The following is a 19,600-nucleotide window of genomic DNA, read 5'->3' as shown; positions in this document are numbered from 1 at the left end:
TTTCCTTTGGCCCTTCATCCGTCGCCGGACAGGCGTGCGCAACCTTCAAAGCGCGTTCTTTCTGGAAGCCGCGCCCAAGCGAAGCGGACGAGTGCCACGAGTACCGGCCAGTTCAGTGGCAGTCCGTCGGCCCATAAGCGCACAAACGAAAGAAGCCCGGGCGCAAACCCGGGCTTCGGAAAAGCTGCCGCTGTCGCGGTCCTAGTTGACCTGCTCGGGCTTCGCCTCGATCACATTGGTCGCGCCGTGGGTACGGGCGATCTCGATCCGACGGGGCTTCATCGCCTCGGGGACTTCGCGGACGAGGTCGATGTGAAGCATCCCATGCTCATGCACGGCACCCGCCACGCGAACGTGGTCGGCCAGGGCAAAGCGGCGCTCGAACGCGCGGGTGGCGATCCCGCGGTGCAGGTAAGTGCGGCCGGTCTCCTCCGCCGCCTTGCGGGCGGTGACGAAAAGCGAGCCGTCCTTGACCTCGACCGAAAGATCGTCGGGGGTGAACCCGGCAACGGCGATCGAGATGCGATAGGCATCCTCGGCGGTCTTTTCGATGTTGTAGGGCGGGTAGGTCGGCTGGGCCACATCGGTGGTCAGAACGCGGTCCATCAGATCGGCGATCCGGTCAAAGCCGACGGTGGCACGGTACAGCGGTGCGAAATCAAGGTTGCGCATTGTCATCCTCCTGGAAGCGATGTCAGGGGCCTTCCCCGGAACGGGGCAAGGCAGTTGCCCGGGCCCGTCATGGCACCCGGATGTCCCTCAGGTAGGAAGCGGCAAATCCGGTTTCAAGACGCCTAGGGCGAGACGAAGCGCGCGCCACTGCGGCGGGTTGCATCCTCGCCCTGAAGGACGATGCGCTTTGCAGGCTTGCCCGGCATTGCCGAGGGGGACGCCCCGCCCTCTGCAGCCGCTGGGGCCGTTGCCTCGCTGGTCACCTCGCCCCGGCGGAGCGCGGCCTTCAGCCAGTCCACCTGTGCGGGCAGTTCCATGCCGAAAGAAACCGCCTCGCCCTCATATTCGCCCCCGGCCGAGACGATCGAGACGATCCTTGGCCGGTATCCGGACCGATCCAGCACCGGCGCCCCCGACGAGCCGAAGCTGACCTCGCAGTCGAAGGCAATCAGCCGCCCTTCGCGCCCGACCACATGGCAGACGCGCTGCCAGGACAGCGCCTCTTCCCGGCCCTGGGCGTAGGACACCACGCTGACCTCGTCGCCGGACGTGGGCCGCGCCACGGCATAGGGCGAGATCAGCGCGCTGGGGATCGGTTCGGCCAGTTGCAACAGGGCCACGTCGCGCTCAATGATCTCGGGCGGCGCGGGATCGACGGGGCGGTAGGCCGGGTCGACGACCGTGCGCAGGACCTGCGCTTCGACCAGAGCAGTCCCGTAGGCAAGTCCGGCACGAAAGGTGATCCGGTCGGCGGCTATGGGGCCGCCCGGCTCCATCGCGCAATGCGCGGCGGTCAGCACCAGGTCGGGGGCAATCAGCGTTCCGGTGCAGAAACCGCCGTTCTCGATGTCGACACGACCGACGGGCTCGAAGCCGCGCAGCTCTTCCCGCGTGACCAGTTCGGCCAGGCCGGAGTTCTCTTGCGCCACCGCAGGGCCGGCAAGCAGCAGCACGGCCAGCAGCGCCCTCATGGCCGCACGAACTTGGCACCCGCCCCGGTGCCGCCCGAAAGCACGGTGACCTTCTTGGCCCCCGCAAAGGAGTCTGCCCGGCTGTCTTCCAACGCGGCGCGCAAGGCGACCAGCGCCTCGGCCAGCGGAACGGCGACCGAGACCTTGCGGCCATCGACCTCGGCCTTGGCCGAGATCACCGATACCACGCGGGCGACCCCATCCACGAAGGTGAAGACCGGCGCGCCGGACGAGCCGAAATCAACGCTGCAGGTCAGGATCAGGGCCTTGCGTTCGTCGGCGAGGACTTCGCAGGCTTGCTGGATCGTCGGCGCTTCCTCGCGGTATTGCGCATAGGACACGACATCCACCGCGTCGCCCTGGACCGGAGAGGCCCCGGTCTCGAAAGGTTCAAGCGAGGGCAGGCGGATCGGCTGGCTGAGTTCCAGAAGTGCCAGGTCGCCGCTGACCCGGTCCATCTTGTCCGTCGCCCCATAGCGGTAGTCCGGATGCGTCACCGCGCGGCTGACACTGCGGTAGGCCACGGCGCGGCCATTTCGGAAGCCGGCCTGGAATTCCATCTCCTCGGGCCGCATCTGGACCCCGGTGGTCTTGTCGTAAAGGCAATGCGCGGCGGTCAGCACCAGTTGCGGGCCGATCAGGGCGCCGGTGCAGAACCCCTGCTTGCCCATGACCAGTTTGCCGACGGCATCCCAACCGCGCGAATCGTCCGCCGTTTCCAGCTTGACCATGCCGTCGTCGAGAGCCTGCGCCTGGGCCATGCCTGCAAGGGCCAGCCCCGCCGCCAGAAGTCCGGGGATCAGGTGACGCATGGAACCTCCCCTTTCCGCGCGGGTGCAGAGCTATCTGCGGACTTTGGCGGATTTGCGGCGATCAGCGCAAGCCCCTCACGTCTCCAGCGCGCGCGGTTTCGGCCCCCCTGTGGCCCAATCGAGAAGTTCGACGGTATGGACGACCGGAACGGTGGTCCCGGACCCGATCTGCATCATGCAGCCGATGTTGCCCGCAGCGATGACCTGGGGGGCTTTTGCCTCCAGCGTCCGGACCTTGCGGCGCTTGAGATCGGCGCTGATTTCGGGCTGGAGGAGGTTGTACGTGCCCGCGCTGCCACAGCAGAGGTGGCTGTCGGCGGGCTCCACCACCTCGAAACCGGCGCGTTTCAGCAGGTCTTTGGGTGCGGTCTTGATCTGCTGGCCGTGCTGCAGGCTGCAGGCCGCATGATAGGCGACCCGCAACCCCTTGGGCGCACCTTGCGGCAGGCCAAGTGTGACCAGCACTTCGCTGATATCCTTGGCCAATCCGGCCACGGTCGCTGCATCTTCGGCCAAGGGGTCGGTGCGGAACATGTGGCCGTAGTCCTTCACCGTCGTCCCACAGCCCGAGGTGTTGATGACGATGGCATCCAGCCCCCCTGCCCGCTTCTCGGCTATCCAGGAGCGGATATTGGCGGCGGCGGAGGCATGGGACAGGTCCTCCTTGCCCATGTGATGCGTCAGGGCCCCGCAGCAGCCCTGGCCCTTCGCCACGACGACCTCGCAGCCCAGCCGCCGCAAAAGCCGGATGGTGGCGTCGTTGATGTCGGTGTTCAGCGCCTTTTGAGCGCAGCCCGTCATCAACGCGACTCGCATCCGCCGTTCGCCTTGCGCCGGGAAGACCTGCGGGTCATCGTTGCGGCTGACCGGGGGGATCGTCTTCGGGGCCATCCGCAGCATCGCCTGAACCCGCGCGTCGGGGATCATCCAGGCAAAGGGCCTGCCGATCTTGGCCGCCAGCAGCGCCAGCCTGAAGCGGCCCGGATAGGGGATCACCCGCGCCAGAACGGCGCGCAGGACCCGGTCCATCAGGGGGCGCTTGTAGGTCTTCTCGATATGCGCCCGGGCGTGGTCGACGAGGTGCATGTAATGCACGCCCGAGGGACAGGTGGTCATGCAGGCGAGGCAGGACAGGCAGCGGTCGATGTGCTTGACGGTCTTCTCATCCGCCGGGCGGCCCGCCTCCAGCATGTCCTTGATCAGATAGATGCGGCCCCGGGGACTGTCGAGCTCGTCGCCCAGCACCTGATAGGTCGGGCAGGTCGCGGTGCAGAAGCCGCAATGCACGCAAGAGCGCAGGATCTCGTTCGCCCGCTGGATGCCGGGGTCGGTCAACTGTTCGGCGGTGAAGTTCGTCTGCATCAGCCCATCATCCCGGCATTGAGTATTCCGCGCGGATCGAACTTCGCCTTCACGCCCGCGACCAGCGCCGCAACCTCCGGCGCCTCCGGTGGGAAGGCGGGCGCGCCCTGCCCCCGGACCAGCGTGGCATGTCCGCGCCCCGCGATGGCCGCCGCGACGTCAGCGCCCCGGCCGGGGTCCAGCAAAAGCCAGATCAGCCCACCGCCCCAGTCCCAGACTGCCTCGCCCTTCAGCTGCTCCACGATCATGGCGGCCACCGTGGGAAGGGTCGCAATCCGCCAGACGTCGCCCGTGCGAGTGTGGAAGGGCACCACGTCCCGCACCTGCCGCCAAAGCGCCGCCGAAGCCTCGCCCTCGACCACCGAAATCTCGCCGCCGATCCGCGCTGTCAATTCGCGAACCCGATACCCCACCGATCCCGCCATCCCCTCGACGCGGATCAGGCTCCGCCCCCCGTGCCGCGCCGCCCCCGAGACATCAAACGGCGATCCCAGGGCCGCACGCAGCGCCGCAAGCCCCGCCACGTCATCAAGCCCCTCGACCATCAGCGTCGCCTCGGCCTCGGGCTGGGCCTGCACCTTGAAGCTGACCTCGCTCAGCACGCCCAGAGTCCCCCGGCTGCCGGCCAGAAGCTTTACCAGATCATAGCCGGTGACGTTCTTCATCACTCGCCCGCCATTCTTCACCACCGTCCCGGCCCCGTCGACGAAGCGCACGCCCAAAAGCGCATCCCGGCAGGCCCCGACCTGCACCCGCCGCGGGCCCGAGGCGTTTGACGCCACCACACCCCCGATGGTCGACACGCCCTCGCGGCCCAGAAGCCCGCGCAAGTCCGGCACCTCGAACGCCAGCCGCTGGCGTTCGCCTGCCAGCACCTGCGTCACCTCGGCCAGTGCCGTCCCGGCCCTCACCACCAGCGTCAGGGCTCCGGGTTCGTAAAGCTCCACCCCCGACAGGCCGCCGGTTTCCAGCACCTCGCCCACGGCATGGCCCAGCGTCCGCGTGCCGCCGCCCCGCACCAGAAGCGGCCCGGAGGCACCTGCCACGGCTTCCGCCAGTTCCGCTTCGCTCGTCGGCCGCATCGACCTGCCTTTCATCTTTGCACAAATATCCCGGGGGTCCGGGGGCTGGCCCCCGGCGGTCAACCCGCGCGCCTTACGGCACTGATACCCAGCGGAAACACCTTCGCCGGGTTCAGCAGCCATTTCGGATCGAACACGTCCTTCACCCGCATCTGCGCTTCCATGTCCTCGGGCGCGAACTGCACCGCCATCAGGTCGCGCTTTTCGATCCCGACGCCATGCTCGCCCGTCAGGCAGCCCCCGACTTCGACGCAAAGCTTCAGGATTTCGGCCCCGAAGGCCTCGCAACGTTCCAGATCGCCGGGCTTGTTCGCGTCGAACAGGATCAGCGGGTGCATGTTGCCGTCGCCCGCGTGGAAGACGTTGCCGACATCCAGCCCGAACTCGCGGCTCATCTCGCCGATCCGCTTCAGGACATGCGCCAGCGAGGAGACCGGGATCGTGCCGTCAAGGCACATGTAGTCGTTGATCTGTCCCATCGCCCCGAAGGCCGATTTCCGTCCCAGCCAGATGCGCTTGGCCTGGTCCTCGTCGGCGGCTTCGCGGAACTCCACCGGCTCATGCGCAAGGGCGATCTGACGGATGCGGGCAAGCTGTTCGCTGATCTCGGCGTCCGACCCCTCCACCTCGATGATGAGAAGCGCCTCGCAATCCGGGTAGCCGGCCTTGGCGAAGGCCTCGGTGGCGCGGATGCAGGGTCGGTCCATGAACTCGATGGCGACAGGCAGGATTCCCGCCCGGATGATGTCGGCCACGCAGGCCCCGGCGACCTCGTTCGAGTTGAAGCCCACCAGCACCGGCCGCGCGCCTTCGGGCTTCGGCAGGATGCGCAGCCAGGCCTCGGTCACCACGCCAAGCTGTCCCTCGGACCCGCAGACGACGCCCAGCAGGTCCAGCCCCGACGGATCGCCCCAGGGTCCGCCGAGTGTCACTACAGTTCCGTCCATCTTGACCAGGGTCACGCCCAGCAGGTTGTTGGTCGTGACGCCGTATTTCAGGCAATGCGCCCCGCCGGAGTTCATCGCGATGTTTCCGGCAATGGCGCAGGCCAGCTGGCTGGAGGGATCGGGCGCGTAGAAGAACCCTTCCGCCTCCACCGCGCCGCTGACCGACAGGTTGGTCCGGCCCGATTGCACCCGGATGAAGCGGTTCTCGTAATCCGTCTCGATCACCGCATTCATCCGCGCGACCCCCAGGATCACCGAATCCGCCGTCGGCATCGCGCCCCCGGCGAGGCTGGTCCCCGATCCGCGCGGCACCACCGGCACGCCTTCTTCCCAGCAGACCCGCAGCACGGCGCTGACCTCTTCGGTCGTCCGCGGGAGGACAGCGGCCAGAGGCGGGCAGCGGTAGGCGGTCAGCGCATCGCATTCGTAGACGCGCAACTCCTCCAGCGCGTCGATCACCGCGTCGGCGGGCAGGATCGCGCGCAACCGCGCCACGATGCGGGCTTTCCGCGAGATGACCCCAAGGTCCGGCGCTGGCATGTCCATTGGCAACCTCCCGCTGACTGGTAAAGAAATATAACCAATTTCACCTGCTGACAAGGAAAAACCCCGCCCCTAGTGTTCAGCCATGACAATGGACCTTGGCAGCCTTCCGACATTTGACCTCCTCCTGTTGGCGGGGCTGGTCCTGGCCTGGCTGATCTCGGGCTGGCTGAGCGAGCATCCGACCCAAAGCCGGCCCTCGGTCTCGGTCCTGATGGAGGAGTATCGCCGCGACTGGATGCGGACTTTCGTCACGCGACAGCCCCGGATCTTCGACGCGACGCTGATCGACAGCTTGCGGCAGGGGACGGCGTTCTTCGCCAGTGCCTGCATGATCGCCATCGGGGGTGGCGTGGCGCTGATCGGCAATGCGGCGGCGGTGCAAAGGCTGACGGACGAGCTGCCCCTGGCCGGGACCGGGCCGGACGTGGCCCTCAAGATGCTGCCGGTGATCGGGTTTCTCGCCAATGCGCTGCTGAAGTTCGTCTGGGCGCATCGCCTCTTCGGCTATTGTTCGATCCTGATGGCCGCCGTCCCGAACGACCCGGAAGACCGCCTCGCCTTTCACCGCGCGGGCCAGGCGGCCGAGATCAACATCACGGCCGCGCGCAGCTTCAACCGGGGCCTGAAGTCGATCTACTTCGCCCTCGCCGCGCTTGGCTGGCTGCTTGGCCCCTGGGGGCTCCTGACGGGGACGGTACTGGCCACCGGCATCCTGCTACGGCGCGAGTTTGCCAGCCACTCACGCCGCGTCATCCTGATGCGAGAGCCATAGCGCCACCTGCCCCGCCACCGCCTCGCCAGACAACCGCGCCCCGGCGGCGGTCTGCTTCAGGCTACCCGCCAGCGCTTCGCCCGCGAACCAGATCCTTTCGCCCACCGGATCCTTCAGCACTTCACGGGCATGGGCCTTCCCAGGACGGGCGGCGGCATAGGCGCCCCGGACATGACGTTCGGCCGACCAGTTGGTCATGCTGCCATGAGCGACGGCTTTGCGCACATCCGAACCGAAGATGTCCACCAGCCGGTCGGTGACGAAATCGACAGCTGCCGCACGTCCAGCCGCCTCCATCTCCCAGGCAAAGTCGCCGCCGACAAAACCAACCATGAGGTCGGTGTCGAAGGGGAAGGCCAGGAAGTACAGGTCGTGGCGGGCGTGGCGTTCGATCAGCACGTCGTCGAAAGGCTTCAGGCCGAGGCGCGTGCCTTCGATCTTCACCGGGATCTTGGTCAGAAGCCCCATCGGCAGGTCGCAGATCGCTTCCAGATGGCTGTCGGGAAGGTCGGGAGTGAAGGCGATGTCCTCGAAGGCCAGCACCCCGGTCGAGACGGTGACGATGACCGCCTCTGCCCGGATCGTCCCCTGCGCCGTTTCGACCTCGACCCCCGGTCCATCCCAACGGATGCGCTTGACCGGCGTGCCCAGCGTGACCGGCACGTCCGCGCCCCAGCGGTGGATCAGCGCGCCGAAGCCTTCCCTGGTGAAGTAGTTCGGATCAAGGTCCGCCGCCGCGCGGTAGTCGGTAACGCTGATCTCGTCATCATCCGCGCCGAAGTCCATCGGCCCGGCAAAGGTCGCGCTGACCCGCAGACCGTGGCAGGCCTCGACCAGGGCAGAGAGCCGGTCGCTTGATCCCCTGTGGCGTTCGATGCAGGCGGCAAGCTCGGCCTCGGCACGCTTCTCGCGCTCCATCTCGGCGTCCGTCGCTTTCCGGCGGCCGAACCAGAGGTGGTCGAGGGCCATGTCATGGTGCTGGAGGGTCCAGTCTGCCGCGACGGCTTCGGGGAAGAAGGGATTTCGGTCGGCGGCATGCAGCCAGGCACAGCCGATGTCGAAGGGCAGGCCGAAGTCGGTGGTGGTGGTCAGGGCGCGCCCGCCGATGCGGTCCATCGCCTCGACGACACGGAAGGTCAGCCCCGCCGCCCGAAGCCGCTTGGCGGCGGCCAGACCGGCGCAGCCAGCGCCCACGATCACGACATCGACGTCCGTCATCCCAAATCCCTCCGCTCTCAAATGCGGACAGGATGGCAAGCGGAGCGATTCGCGCCAAGGCCGGGCTCTGCAGGCAACGCTCATCGCTTCCTTCGGTCGCTCTTCGCTGGCGTCAGCGAGGGCCGACCGAAGGAAGGGACGAGCGTCCGGTCAGGCCGCCTTCGCGCCCTTGCGGCCCTCGACCAGCCAGGCGACCACGGCGAGGCCGGCAGCGATCAGCAGCCAGGCCCAGGCGGGCAGGAAGGGCACGACGTTCACCTCAGTCGTAAGGTAGGCCTCGCGCGGGGTGATGCCGATCCAGCCGCGGCCGACGGCAAGGCGGCCCTCGGCGACCGTGCGGATATCGGGGTTGCCGGGTTCCAGCCGGGTGACGCCGCCTCGGGTCGTATCAGCCAAGGGTGCCAGGTCGGCGCCCGAGGCGATGGTCTCGACAAACTCGCGCGGCTGCGCGGGGCCAACGGCGATCACGCGGGTCAACGCGCCCTGTTCCAGCCGATAAAGCCCCAGCACCGGGGCCTGGAAAACGGCCTCATAGCGGCCCGGCGCGGCCAGCGGCATGGCAAGTTCGCTCGTCGTGCCGTCAGGACCGATGATCGTGACGGGGCCCGGGTCTTCCTCGGCCAGGGTCCGGCGGATGATGGTCATCGCCTCGCCCTTGACCTCGGCGGTCAGCGTCTCTTCCTCAAGCTCGGGTTCCTTCAGCATCCAGTGCGCCAGCCGGCGCAGCAGTTCCAGCTGCGGGCCGCCACCTTCATACCCGCGGCCCCAAAGCCAGGCGTGGTCCGAGGCAAGCACCGCGACCCGACCCGCATCGACCCGGTTCAGGACCAGAAGCGGCCGGTCACCCGGACCCGACATCAGCACCTGACCATCGACCTGCTCGACCTCGATCAGCCGGAACCAGCGGCCCCAGCCGCCTTCGGGGGCCTCGGCCTCAAGCCCCTCGGTGACGGGATGGCGGCGGCCAAGCTCGGTCAGCGCAGGGCGGTACCCCTCTTCGATCACCTGCGCGGTCGGCGCGACCGGCAGGATTTCGGCCAGTGGCGAGCGGTAAAGGCTGTCCACCGCGCCAAACTCCGGCCCCGCTGCCACAAGGACGGTGCCGCCACCCCGGACATAGGTGACAATATTCTCGATATAGGACATCGGCAGGATGCCCCGCATCCGGTAGCGGTCGAAGATGATCAGGTCGAATTCCTCGATCTTCTCGACGAACAGCTCGCGGGTCGGGAAGGCGATGAGGGAAAGCTCGTCGACCGGCACGCCGTCCTGCTTTTCCGGGGGGCGCAGGATGGTGAAGTGGACCAGATCCACCGCCGCGTCGGATTTCAACAAGTTGCGCCAGACGCGTTCCCCGGCGTGGGGTTCGCCACTGATCAGAAGCACCCGCAGCCGGTCGCGCACCCCGTTGATCTGCACGGCGGAGGCATTGTTGCGGTCGGTGATCTCGCCTTCGACCGGCTTGACCGAGAATTGCAACACGTTCGCCCCGCCATGCGGCAGCGTCACCGGCAGTTCGAGATCCTCGTTCAGGGGCACGGTGTAGGTCGCGGGTTCCTCGGTGTCGATCGCGATGGTCAGCTCGACCTCGGCTCCCAGGGCCGGGGCGGCGCCGATGTCCTCGACGCGCAGCTCAAGCTGGAACTCTTCGCCGATGATGGCGAAGGCGGGGGCGTTCTTGACGACGATGCGGCGGTCCCAATCGGCCTCGCGGCCCGTCAGCAGGACCTGCAGCGGCGCGGGCAGGTTCGGGACGACGCCAAGGTCGTGGACCCGACCGTCGGTCAGAAGGATCGCGCCCGCCACCCGCGCGCGGGGTTCCTCGGCAAGGGCTTCGGCGAGGGCGGTCATGGCCAGCGTCCCGGCATCCTCGTCCCCGTCACCGACGCGGTGGATGCGGAGTTCCGTGTTCGGCATCTGCGCGATCTCGGCCTGGACCGAAGCGATGGCAGCCTCGGTCTGCGAGGCGCGGTCACCCAGCGACTGGCTGGCGCTTTCGTCGACCACCAGGATCACGATGTCCGAGAGGTTCTGGCGTTCCTCCTCCTGCAAGGCGGGGTTTGCAAGGGCCAGGACCAGCGCGCCAAGGGCCAGCGCGCGGATCCACCAGCCCGAAAGCCCGCGCCACAGCGCCAGACCCACCACAAGCACAGCAGCGGCGGCCAGGGCATAGACCAGCCACATCGAAACCAGCGGCGCGAAGACGACAGAGGCGGTCATTGGCCCAGCCTTTCCAGAAGTGCCGGGACATGGACCTGGTCGGATTTGTAGTTGCCGGTCAGCACATGCATGATGAGGTTGATGCCAAAGCGGTAGGCGATCTCGCGCTGCTGTTCGCCGGCAAAGCCGCGCCCGATCGGGACCAGTGGCACGCCCATGTCATCCGTCGCCCAGGCCGAGGCCCAGTCCGCCCCGCCGATCACCACCGGCGTCACCCCGTCGTTGAGGTTGCGGAACGGCATCCCCTCGGCGGCCTCGGCCTCGGCATTCGGTGCGGCCTCGACCCAAAGCTGCCCGCCCTGATGGCGGCCGGGAAAGTCCTGCAGAAGATAGAAGGTGCGGGTCAGGACGTGGTCGAGCGGGATCTGCTCCAACGGCGGGATGTCCAGGCCAGAGGCGATCACCTGAAGCGTCTGCCCCTCAGGTGTGGTGCCGCCGCCAAAACCGGCAAGATCGGCGTCGCGGGTGTCAAAGAGGATCATCCCCCCGGTCCGCAGATACTGGTTCAGCTTGGCATAGGCTGCATCCGAAGGTTCGGCGGCTGCGGTCGAGATCGGCCAGTAGAGGAAGGGGAAGAACGCCAGTTCGTCCTTTTCGATGTCCACCGCCATCGGCATCAGCGGCTCGATCGAGGTGCGTTGCCACAGCTTGTCGGAAAGGCCCAGAAGACCCTGCCGAGACAGCTCGTCGATCTGCGGGTCGCCGGTCTGCACATAGGCAAGGACAACGGAGGAGGTCGCCTGCACGGCGAAGTCGTCGTTCGGCCCGGGGGTGTCCTGCGCCTGCGCTTCGCGCGGGGTGGCCACCAGCAGCGCCAGCGCCAGGACAGCGGCCGTCCCGCGCGCAAGGCCGCGCAACCGGCCCGCCAGCCAAAGCGCCGCCAGCACGTCCAGAAGCAGCAGGACCGCCGCAAAGGTCAGGAAGTCGCCCTTCAGCGCCTGCACGGCCCGCGCCTCCAGCCGGTCGACGGGGACGCCTTGCGGCCAGACCGCAGGCTCCAGCGTCGTCTCGTCGCCCAGGACGTTCAGCGCCACCCGGCGGTCGGCCCCGGCATAAAGCCCGGGCTGGAAGGCCAGCGACGGGCCCTGCGCGATGGCTTCGGCCAGCGCCTCGCCCTCGACGCCCGGAAGTTCGCCGGCGTCCGTCGCCGCGCCATAGGCGTCCAGCACCACTTCCGGCACCCAGGTCTGGCCGGACAGGTCCGCGGCTTCCGGCTGGGCCGGTTTGGTCGACACTGCCAGCCGCTCCAGCATCTGCACGAACAGGCCCGAGAGGGGGAGCGAGGACCATTCGGCGTTGGCGGTGACGTGCACCAGCACCACCTGCCCGCCGCCGATCACCTTGCGGGTCATCAGGGGCGTGCCGTCGTCCAGCGCGGCAATGGTGCGTTCGGTCAGGTCGGGGTCGGGCTGCGCCAGCACCTGTTCGCGCACCACGACATCGGGGGGCGCGGTCAGTCCGAAGAAGGGCGAGCCTTCGGGGAACGGGGCCAGGGCCTTCGGTTCACCCCAGCTCATCGCGCCGCCCACTGTCCGGCCGCCTTCGCGCAGGCGGACCGGCAGCAGCGGGTCCTCGTCGATGCGGCTCACGTCACTGGCTGCCAGCACCGGGCCGGCGAAACGCAGGAGCAGGCCGCCCTTGTCCACCCACTCCAGCAGGGCGTCACGTTCCGGGCCGGCGATCTCGGCCACATCGGCCAGGACCACCACGTCCGGGTTGGCCAGCAGCGTGTCCTTCAGGTTGCCCTCGATGATGTCCGCCGTCGGTGCAAGCGCCTGGCGCAGGTAGTGCAGCGGCGAGAGAAGCTGCAGGGTTTCCTCGTCCGCGCCGCTTTGGATCAGCGCGATCTTCCGGCGCTTGAGGCTGTCGTCGGCCAGGCTGACCGACCCCGCCGTCCGCGCGCCTTCCAGAACGAAGCGCGTGATCCGGTTACGCAGTTCTGGCGGCAGGTCCATCGCGGCTTCGGCTTGTGCAGCGCCGCTTTCGAAGGCCAGCGTCACGCGTCCCAGGTCACGCTCGATCCCCGAAGGGTCCGGACCTTGCGCCACCACCTCGACCGAGCCCGCGTCGCCCGCAGGCATCCGGCTGGCCGCGACGACCACATTGCCGTCCTCGAAGCGTGCGGGGTGCAGGCCATAAACCGCGCGGATGTTCTCGATCACCCGCACGTCGCCGCGCGACTGAAGTGCCGACAGAAGCGCGTCGCGCCCGTCATGGTCCAAGCCGTCGGACAGCCAGGTCGTCTCGAAATCCCCGTCCGGCAGGACCTCGGCCCACTCGGCAAAGTCGGCGGGGGCCCAGGCCTGCGGCTGCAGACCCGCGGCCCGGCCAGCCCAGGCCTCGGAGGTCTGGAACTCGACCACGCCCGGCGCGTCGGTCAGCCGCAACAGCGCCACGGGACGGCCCTGCACCCCGGCCTCTTCGACCAGCGCCTCGATCTTCTCGAGGCGCTGCGGCCAGTCGCGGGCATCGGCCCAGCCACCGTCGACCACGATGAGCATCGGCCCCGTTCCCGGTGCGCGGTCGTCTGGGTTCAGGACCGGCCCGGCAAAGCCGATGATGACGGCCGCGATGGCCAGCGTGCGCAGAAGAAGCAGCCACCACGGCGTCTTGTCGGTCTCGGCCTCCTCGTCCTTCAGGCCCAGAAGCAGCGCCACGCCGGGAAACCGACGCCGGATCGGCGCGGGCGGCACGGCGCGCAGCAGCAGCCACAGCACCGGCAGCGCGATCAGCGCCACCAACAGCCAGGGGGCCGCAAAACCCAGAGGGCCGAGGGTGAACATCTACCGCCCCCCCTGCAGCGCGACATAGGCCCAAAGCAGCGCCGATTGCGCGGGCGCGCCGGTGTGGTGCGTGGAGAAGTGCCAGCCCACGGCGCGGGCCAGCGTCGCCAGACGGTCCTTCCGTTCGGCAAGACGCGCCAGATAGCGGGTCCGCAACTCTCCGGCCTGCTGGGTCTCGTGGCGCATGGTGCCACCCATCGATTCAAAGATCGTGCGGCCGTCGAAGGGAAACTCCTCTTCCGCCGGGTCGAGGACCTGGATCAGGACCCCCTTCACCCCACGGTCGGCGGCGCGGGCAAGGCCCGCCTCGATGCCAGAAAGGTCGCCCAGGAAGTCGGACAGAAACACCCCGCGGCCGTGGCTGACCATGCCTTCGGTTTCCGGCGCGCCGAAATCCTGATCCGCCGCCTCACCCGAAAGCCGCGCGGCCAGCCGCAACAGCTGCGCCCGCCCCGAGCGGGGCGCGGCCAGCCCCGCAAGGCCCACCCTCTCGCCACCGCGCAAGAGAAGGACCGCCAGCGCGAGGCCCAGAAGCTTGGCCCGGTCCGCCTTGGGCGCGCGGGACTTGTCGCCGGTAAAGCTCATCGACTTGGCCGGGTCGACCCAGATCGTCACCGACTGCGCCGCCTGCCATTCGCGTTCCCGCACGAAATGGGCGTCCGACCGGGCCGAGCGCCGCCAGTCGATCATCCGCGCGGAATCACCCTGGTGGGCCGGGCGGTATTGCCAGAACTCATCCCCCAGCCCTGCCCTGCGCCGCCCGTGTTCGCCCATCATCACGGTCGAGGCCAGCATCTCGGCCTCGGCCAGCAGGGGCGGCAGGGTCTGACCCAGTGCCTCGGCGCGCGAGCGCAGGTCGCCGTCCCGTGCCTGGGGGGCTACACTCACGCCGCCGCCTCTAGACGCAGGGTCTTGGCCGTCACGCGAGAGATGATCCCGGCCAGCGTCTCGCCCCGGGCGCGCGCGGCGAAGGACAGCGCCATCCGGTGCACCAGCACCGCCTGCGCCAGATCGGCCACATCGCTGATCGACGGCGCAAGCCGCCCGTCCAGAAGCGCCCGCGCGCGGACCGTCAGCATCAGCGCCTGCGCGGCGCGGGGGCCGGGACCCCAGCTGAGCGAGTCGGCCAGGTCCCGCCCCTCGGGTTCCCCCGGACGGCAGGCACGCACCAGGTCAAGGATCGCCTCGACCACCTGTTCGCCGACCGGCATGCGGCGGATGACGCCCTGTGCGTTGATCAGCTCGGCGGTGGTGAAGACCTGATGCGCCTCGGCCTCTTCGGCACCCGTCGTGGCGATCAGGATGTCACGCTCGGTCTGGCGGGTCGGGTATTCGACGTCCACCTGCACCAGGAAGCGGTCAAGCTGCGCTTCGGGCAGCGGATAGGTGCCTTCCTGTTCGATCGGGTTCTGGGTCGCAAGGACGTGGAACGGCCGGCCCAGGGGCCGGTGCTGGCCCGCGATGGTGACCTCTTTTTCCTGCATCGCCTGCAGAAGCGCCGACTGCGTCCGGGGCGAGGCGCGGTTGATCTCGTCGGCCATCAAAAGCTGGCAGAAGATCGGACCTTCCACGAAGCGGAACGCGCGGCCCCCCTCGCCCGAGGTTTCCAGCACTTCGGACCCCAGGATATCGGCGGGCATCAGGTCCGGGGTGAACTGGATGCGGTTGGCCTTCAGGCCCATCACCGTGCCCAGGGTATCCACCAGCCGCGTCTTGCCCAGTCCCGGCAGGCCGACCAGCAGCGCGTGGCCGCCACACAGCATCGAGGCCAGCACAAGGTCCACGACCTTCTCCTGCCCGATGAACCGCCGGTTGATCGAGGCCTTCGCCTGTCCCAGCGTCGCGCCCAGCGTCTCGATTTCCGCGACCAGCGCCTTGGTGTCGGCCATGAATTCAGCTCCCTTCAGGGTCTATCCCCGCCACTAAAGCGAAGTATCCCGGCGGGCACAAATGGCAAAAGGCGACTTGACACAAATGATCGTGAGAGCGGCGTCAGCGGGGAGCCAAATTCCTGAAGCAAGGAGATTTCCAAGCTTCTTGCTCAAGGAATTTTGTCGATCAGCCGGCGCGACAGGGTCTCGATGTAGAACCGGACGATCTCGCCGGTCTTGTCCAGCGGGTTCACCCCCGTCGCACCCTTCGCCAGCATTTCGGCCAACGCGCTTAGCAAACTGCCGTCGCGTTCGACCACATCCGACACCACCCCGCACTGGACGGTCCGCAATCGCCGCCCGGCGCTGTTCACCAGACTAGCCGCATAAAGATGCGCGGAGTCGAGGTTGACCACATGGCAGCCGCCTGCCCGAAACCGGTCCAGCATCGCATCGCTTTCCCGGTAGATCGCGTCATTGGTCGCGGCGCGGACCGGCAGGATCGGGTCCGGCCCGGTCCAGGCCACGCGGACCTGTTCCACAAGCCCCGGGTCGGCCGGAATGACCGAAGCCTCGGAATAATGCGGAGTGGTCCCGTCCCGTGCCAGCGCGTCCTGCACCAGATAAAAGGCACCCATCCCCAGCGTTTCGCCCGTCGCGGCGCCCACGCCAAGCCCCCCGGCCAGCCCGTAGGCCAGCACATGCTCGATCCCGTACCAGGCCAGCTCTTCCACCGTCGCCGAGGCGACCGGCCCGCCGTAGACATGCGACAGCGACAGGACCGGCAGCCCGCCATGCGTGACGATCCGGACACTTTCGGGCGCCAGATGGATGAAATGCTGGTCCCGGGTGCGGTCGCGCGGATAGCGCCCGAAGGCTGCCGGGGGCGGGCAGAAGCCCATCAGCGCGATGCGGATGCCGTCGAAGGTGTCGGGGCCGAAGCGGCGCCCGACCAGAGTTTGCGGCGTCAGATGAAATGGGGCCATGTGCGGCATCAGGCGGGGCGCAGGCACCCCTGTCAACCCGGCGTCGGAACCTCGGCCCCAAAGCCACCGTTGCACAAGCCCCCATCCCCGCTAGAGTGCGCGCCCATGCAGACACCTCCGAAACCAGATGCCGACACGCTTGCCGCCGCCGCCAAGGCAGCCGGCACCAAGGGCCCTCCCCCCGTCCACCTGTGGAACCCGCCCTTCTGCGGCGACCTCGACATCCGCATCGCCCGCGACGGGACCTGGTTCTACCTCGGCACGCCAATCGGCCGGGCACCGCTGGTCAAGCTGTTCTCCTCGATCCTGAAACGGGAAGGCGATGATTACTTCCTGGTCACTCCGGTCGAGAAGGTCGGCATCACCGTCGATGACGCCCCGCTTCTGGCCACCGACTTCGACGTCTCCGGCCAGGGCCAGGCCCAGACCCTGACCTTCACCACGAAGACCGAGGACACGGCGACCCTTGGTCCCGACCATCCCTTGCGGGTCGAACGGGACCCGGTCAGCGGCGAACCTGCGCCCTATATCCTTGTCCGCAGCAATCTTTGGGCGCTGATCGACCGGAAATCCTTCTACCGGCTGGTCGATCTGGGTTGCCATGAGGTGCATGACGGGCATAAGTGGTTCGGAATATGGTCCTCGGGGCAGTTTTTCCCGGTTATCCCCTCGTCGGAATTGCCCTGATCACCCATGCCCCGCTTTGCCGCGAACCTGACCTTCCTCTTCACCGAAGTCCCCACCCTTGACCGCCCCGACTGGGCGGCGCGCTGCGGCTTTGACGGGGTCGAGGTGCTGTTTCCCTATGACCAGCCGATGGCCGACTGGGAGCGGGCGCTGAACGGTCTGCCGCTGGCGCTGATCAACACACCCCCCGGCGACTGGGCCTCGGGCGACCGGGGTTTTGCTGCCGTGCCGGGGATGGAACTGCGGTTCCGCGACAGTTTCCTGCGCGCGGCCGAGTACGCGACCCGGCTGGGCGCGGCGCGCGTGCACGTGATGGCCGGGGTCGCCAAGGGCCCGCAGGCCGAACAATGCTACGCGGAAAACCTGACCTGGGCCTTGGCCGAGGCACCGGATCTGACGCTCTGCCTCGAACCCCTGAACCCTGACGACATGCCGGGCTACTTCCTGAACGACTACGACCAGGCCGCCCGCATCCTGGACGACATCGCCGATCCCCGGATCGGCATCCAGTACGACGTCTGGCACGCGGCGCGCCTCCACGGCGATGCAGGCGCTGTCTGGACCGCCCACCGCCACCACATCAACCACGTCCAGATCGCGGGCTTTCCGGGCCGGAACGAGCCGGGCGGCGGCGGGTTCTCACTGCCCGACCTCTGCGATGCCATCGACAATGGCGGCCCGCCGGTCTGGATCGCCGCCGAATATCGCCCGGCCAAGGGCACGGCCCAGGGTCTCGGCTGGCTTGCCGCACTGAAGTCGCGTGGCGTCCTGATCGGCGGCTCGGCCTGACGCACGGGCGTAGGGTGGGTGGTTCTGCCGCAAGGCAGGTTCGCCCACCGCCCGCAGGATCAGGGTGCCGCCACGATCACCGCGCGTCGGCCAGCACCTGTTCCGCGCCCTTCCAGCCCATCAGCATCGCCGGAGCGTTCGTGTTCCCGGCGATGATGTTCGGGAAGGCGCTGGCGTCGATCACCCGCAGACCGCCGACCCCATGCACCTTCAGGCCGGCGTCCACGACCGACCCTGCCGCATCCCGCCCCATCCGGCAGGTGCAGCTTGGATGATAGACCGTTCCCGACCGCGCGCGGAAGTCGGCGATCAGCGCCTCGTCGGTCACGACCTCCGGTCCGGGGCGCAACTCTTCCTTGATAAGCCGCGAAAGCGCCGGTTGGGCCGCGATGTGGCGCAGGTGCTTGACCGCCGCCAGCATCTCTTCGACGTCGTTGTTGGTGGAAAACGCGTTTGCCGTGATCACCGGATGATCCTCGGCCAGCGCGGTTCGCAGCCGGATATGCCCCCGGCTGGTCGGGCGGCAGTTCGACAGCCCGATCGACATGCCCGACCAGGGGTCCGGGTTCAGGATCGGCCGCTCTCCGTCGCGCGGCACCAGCGTCGAGAACGCCTGGAAGTACAATTGCATGTTCGGCCGGTCCATGTCCGCCCGGGTCCGGAAAAAGCCGCCGCCATGATTGATCGACTTGGCCAGCGGTCCCCCGCCGCCGATGAAGTACTGCAGACCGGCCCGAAGCTTGCCCCACCAAGGCCGAAGCTCGTCATTGTAGGTCGGCACTTTCATCGACCAGGTATAGTTGATGCCCTGATGGTCGCTGAGGTGATCGCCGACGTTCGCGTTGTCCCGGACGACCGGAATGCCCAACCCCTGCAACAGCCCCCCCGGCCCGATCCCCGAAAGCTGCAAAAGCTGCGGCGAGTTGATCGCCCCCCCTGCCAGGATCACCTCGGCCCTCGCGCGCAGCACCCGGATCGCGTTGCCCTGCCGGTATTCGACGCCGACCGCCCGACCGCCCTCGATGACCACCTTCGTCGCGAGCGCCCCGGTGATCACCCGCAGGTTCGGCCGTTTCATGGCCGGACGCAGGAAGGCCCGCGCCGCCGAGTTCCGCCGCGCATTCCGGATCGTCATCTGGTAGATCCCGGCACCCTCCTGCACGGCGCCATTGAAATCCGGGTTCTCCGCCAAGCCGCTCTCGCCGCAGGCCGCGACGTAGGATTTCACCAGCGGGTGCAGACCCGAGCGGTTGGCCGAGATGAAAAGCGGCCCACCCGCGCCGCGCCATTCATCGCCGCCCGCCTCGTTGTCCTCCAGCGCACGGTAGGCCGCGAGGCACTCGTCCCAGCCCCAACCGGGATTGTCGCGGCCCCAATCCTCGTAATCTGCCCGGTGGCCCCGGATCCAGACCATCGCGTTGATGCTGGACGACCCGCCCAGGACCTTGCCCCGCGGCCAATGGTCCCGCGCGCCCGCCAGCCCGGGGTCCGGCTCGGTCTTGTAAAGCCAGTTCACCGAGGGGTCGTAGAACAGCTTTCCATAGCCCAGCGGCAGTTGCACATAGAACCGCCGATCCGACCCGCCCGCCTCCAGCACCGTGACCTTGTGCCTGCCAGAGGCGGTCAAGCGGTCCGCCAGCACGCAGCCCGCCGACCCCGCGCCCACGATGATGTAATCGGTCTCGTCCATCCAGGCCCCCGGGCGTTTTGAGCGTCAACCTAAGCGCCTTCAGTGCGGCGGAATGTTTGTTCGCGACACGGGATGTCGCCCAACTCACAAGAACCTTTCACCTGGCAGCAAATATCCCCGCCGGAGGCCGCCCGAGGTTTCGCGCGTCCTTCACGCGCGAAGCCGAGACAAAGGGACTTCGCGCCGCAAGGC

General features: G+C 68.1%; 16 protein-coding genes. 3 read left to right on the top strand and 13 right to left on the bottom strand.

Annotated elements, in window-relative coordinates:
* Positions 1-201 precede the first annotated feature (201 nt).
* The 6 genes from Q0C42_RS09150 to Q0C42_RS09125 all read right to left on the bottom strand — a co-directional run bounded on the left by Q0C42_RS09150 (position 202) and on the right by Q0C42_RS09125 (position 6,392).
* On the bottom strand, positions 202-672 hold the full coding sequence (locus Q0C42_RS09150) for an Hsp20 family protein (RefSeq protein ID WP_295074532.1): 471 nt from the start codon (positions 670-672) through the stop codon (positions 202-204).
* A gap of 122 nt (positions 673-794) precedes the next feature.
* On the bottom strand, positions 795-1,643 hold the full coding sequence (locus tag Q0C42_RS09145; protein ID WP_295074531.1) for a serine protease: 849 nt from the start codon (positions 1,641-1,643) through the stop codon (positions 795-797).
* Positions 1,640-2,455 (bottom strand): trypsin-like serine protease, encoded by an 816-nt coding sequence (locus Q0C42_RS09140; RefSeq protein ID WP_295074530.1) that lies wholly within the window; start codon positions 2,453-2,455, stop codon positions 1,640-1,642. The genes Q0C42_RS09145 and Q0C42_RS09140 overlap by 4 nt, the downstream gene beginning before the upstream one ends.
* 75 nt (positions 2,456-2,530) lie before the next feature.
* Entirely contained in the window at positions 2,531-3,817 is a 1,287-nt protein-coding gene (gene glcF, locus Q0C42_RS09135) for a glycolate oxidase subunit GlcF (protein ID WP_295074529.1), read from the bottom strand.
* A complete protein-coding gene (locus tag Q0C42_RS09130; protein ID WP_295074528.1) occupies positions 3,817-4,899 on the bottom strand; it encodes an FAD-binding protein in 1,083 nt (360 codons plus the stop codon). Before Q0C42_RS09130 ends, glcF begins: the two co-directional genes overlap by 1 nt.
* Before the next feature lie 59 nt (positions 4,900-4,958).
* Entirely contained in the window at positions 4,959-6,392 is a 1,434-nt protein-coding gene (locus Q0C42_RS09125; protein ID WP_295074527.1) for an FAD-linked oxidase C-terminal domain-containing protein, read from the bottom strand.
* An 82-nt stretch (positions 6,393-6,474) separates the two neighbouring features.
* On the opposite strand from Q0C42_RS09125, the gene Q0C42_RS09120 reads away from it, so the two are divergent.
* The gene (locus Q0C42_RS09120; protein WP_295074526.1) at positions 6,475-7,164 is read left to right on the top strand and encodes a DUF599 domain-containing protein; all 690 of its coding nucleotides are present in this window, start codon (positions 6,475-6,477) and stop codon (positions 7,162-7,164) included.
* Here the strand turns inward: Q0C42_RS09120 and Q0C42_RS09115 are convergent.
* The 6 genes from Q0C42_RS09115 to Q0C42_RS09090 form a co-directional block, all read right to left on the bottom strand.
* A complete protein-coding gene (locus tag Q0C42_RS09115) occupies positions 7,132-8,382 on the bottom strand; it encodes an NAD(P)/FAD-dependent oxidoreductase (RefSeq protein ID WP_295074525.1) in 1,251 nt (416 codons plus the stop codon). The two genes, Q0C42_RS09120 and Q0C42_RS09115, sit on opposite strands and share 33 nt — an antisense overlap.
* Positions 8,383-8,532: 150 nt before the next feature.
* Positions 8,533-10,602, bottom strand: coding sequence for a hypothetical protein (locus tag Q0C42_RS09110; RefSeq protein ID WP_295074524.1), 2,070 nt, complete (start codon positions 10,600-10,602; stop codon positions 8,533-8,535).
* The gene (locus Q0C42_RS09105) at positions 10,599-13,385 is read right to left on the bottom strand and encodes a DUF4159 domain-containing protein (protein ID WP_295074523.1); all 2,787 of its coding nucleotides are present in this window, start codon (positions 13,383-13,385) and stop codon (positions 10,599-10,601) included. The genes Q0C42_RS09110 and Q0C42_RS09105 overlap by 4 nt, the downstream gene beginning before the upstream one ends.
* A complete protein-coding gene (locus Q0C42_RS09100) occupies positions 13,386-14,273 on the bottom strand; it encodes a DUF58 domain-containing protein (protein WP_295074522.1) in 888 nt (295 codons plus the stop codon). It abuts the gene before it with no gap.
* Complete coding sequence (locus tag Q0C42_RS09095; RefSeq protein WP_295074521.1) at positions 14,270-15,274, bottom strand: MoxR family ATPase; 1,005 nt, start codon at positions 15,272-15,274, stop codon at positions 14,270-14,272. Before Q0C42_RS09095 ends, Q0C42_RS09100 begins: the two co-directional genes overlap by 4 nt.
* 152 nt (positions 15,275-15,426) lie before the next feature.
* Positions 15,427-16,242, bottom strand: coding sequence for a hypothetical protein (locus tag Q0C42_RS09090; RefSeq protein ID WP_295074520.1), 816 nt, complete (start codon positions 16,240-16,242; stop codon positions 15,427-15,429).
* 105 nt (positions 16,243-16,347) lie between these two features.
* Here Q0C42_RS09090 and Q0C42_RS09085 point away from each other — a divergent pair, with 105 nt between their 5' ends.
* A complete protein-coding gene (locus tag Q0C42_RS09085; RefSeq protein ID WP_295074519.1) occupies positions 16,348-16,929 on the top strand; it encodes a DUF1285 domain-containing protein in 582 nt (193 codons plus the stop codon).
* Between the two features lie 6 nt (positions 16,930-16,935).
* Positions 16,936-17,718, top strand: a complete 783-nt coding sequence (locus Q0C42_RS09080) for a TIM barrel protein (protein WP_295074518.1) — start codon at positions 16,936-16,938, stop codon at positions 17,716-17,718.
* A gap of 76 nt (positions 17,719-17,794) precedes the next feature.
* Here the strand turns inward: Q0C42_RS09080 and Q0C42_RS09075 are convergent, their stop codons facing one another.
* Positions 17,795-19,408 (bottom strand): GMC family oxidoreductase, encoded by a 1,614-nt coding sequence (locus tag Q0C42_RS09075; protein ID WP_295074517.1) that lies wholly within the window; start codon positions 19,406-19,408, stop codon positions 17,795-17,797.
* Positions 19,409-19,600 lie beyond the last annotated feature (192 nt).

It is taken from the genome of Tabrizicola sp. (assembly GCF_022842145.1).
Taxonomy (GTDB): Bacteria; Pseudomonadota; Alphaproteobacteria; order Rhodobacterales; family Rhodobacteraceae; genus Tabrizicola.
Note: the sequence above shows the minus strand (reverse complement) of the source record. Positions and strands in the feature narration are given on the sequence as shown.

Coding starts and splice junctions, on each gene's coding strand:
- Q0C42_RS09150 (WP_295074532.1), bottom strand. CDS start 672: ATGCGCAACCTTGATTTCGCACCGCTGTACCGTGCCACCGTCGGCTTT.
- Q0C42_RS09145 (WP_295074531.1), bottom strand. CDS start 1,643: ATGAGGGCGCTGCTGGCCGTGCTGCTGCTTGCCGGCCCTGCGGTGGCG.
- Q0C42_RS09140 (WP_295074530.1), bottom strand. CDS start 2,455: ATGCGTCACCTGATCCCCGGACTTCTGGCGGCGGGGCTGGCCCTTGCA.
- glcF (WP_295074529.1), bottom strand. CDS start 3,817: ATGCAGACGAACTTCACCGCCGAACAGTTGACCGACCCCGGCATCCAG.
- Q0C42_RS09130 (WP_295074528.1), bottom strand. CDS start 4,899: ATGCGGCCGACGAGCGAAGCGGAACTGGCGGAAGCCGTGGCAGGTGCC.
- Q0C42_RS09125 (WP_295074527.1), bottom strand. CDS start 6,392: ATGGACATGCCAGCGCCGGACCTTGGGGTCATCTCGCGGAAAGCCCGC.
- Q0C42_RS09120 (WP_295074526.1), top strand. CDS start 6,475: ATGACAATGGACCTTGGCAGCCTTCCGACATTTGACCTCCTCCTGTTG.
- Q0C42_RS09115 (WP_295074525.1), bottom strand. CDS start 8,382: ATGACGGACGTCGATGTCGTGATCGTGGGCGCTGGCTGCGCCGGTCTG.
- Q0C42_RS09110 (WP_295074524.1), bottom strand. CDS start 10,602: ATGACCGCCTCTGTCGTCTTCGCGCCGCTGGTTTCGATGTGGCTGGTC.
- Q0C42_RS09105 (WP_295074523.1), bottom strand. CDS start 13,385: ATGTTCACCCTCGGCCCTCTGGGTTTTGCGGCCCCCTGGCTGTTGGTG.
- Q0C42_RS09095 (WP_295074521.1), bottom strand. CDS start 15,274: ATGGCCGACACCAAGGCGCTGGTCGCGGAAATCGAGACGCTGGGCGCG.
- Q0C42_RS09090 (WP_295074520.1), bottom strand. CDS start 16,242: ATGGCCCCATTTCATCTGACGCCGCAAACTCTGGTCGGGCGCCGCTTC.
- Q0C42_RS09085 (WP_295074519.1), top strand. CDS start 16,348: ATGCAGACACCTCCGAAACCAGATGCCGACACGCTTGCCGCCGCCGCC.
- Q0C42_RS09080 (WP_295074518.1), top strand. CDS start 16,936: ATGCCCCGCTTTGCCGCGAACCTGACCTTCCTCTTCACCGAAGTCCCC.
- Q0C42_RS09075 (WP_295074517.1), bottom strand. CDS start 19,408: ATGGACGAGACCGATTACATCATCGTGGGCGCGGGGTCGGCGGGCTGC.